This is a genomic window from Paraburkholderia sp. SIMBA_027 (genome assembly GCF_046535315.1).
GTDB classification, from domain to species: Bacteria; Pseudomonadota; Gammaproteobacteria; order Burkholderiales; family Burkholderiaceae; genus Paraburkholderia; species Paraburkholderia tropica.
On sequence record NZ_JAWRWY010000331.1, the window covers coordinates 1 to 294 of the forward strand.

At 60.5% G+C, this 294-nt stretch carries 1 protein-coding gene; it reads right to left on the reverse strand.

Features of this window, described 5'->3' with window-relative positions; translation table 11 throughout:
- On the reverse strand, positions 1–294 hold a 294-nt coding region (locus SB764_RS39300; RefSeq protein WP_410866649.1), incomplete at both ends, for a response regulator.

The following is a 294-nucleotide window of genomic DNA, read 5'->3' on the forward strand; positions in this document are numbered from 1 at the left end:
AGCCGAAAGAATGAGAACCGGCGTGTGGATCGCCTTGCGGCGCAGCTCGCTGATGACGGAAAGCCCGTCGCGGCGCGGCAACATGCGGTCGATCACCATCACGTCGTAAGCATTCTCGCAGCCCATGAACAGGCCGCTCTCACCGTCGCTGGCGTGATCGGCGACAATCCCGGCTTCGCGGAACGCCTTGGTCATATAGGCCGCAGCCTCGAGGTCGTCTTCAATGACAAGAATCTTCATGTGCGGGACAATAGCGCCCTCGCCCTTTACCGCACAACCGGAAAGAGATGCGAC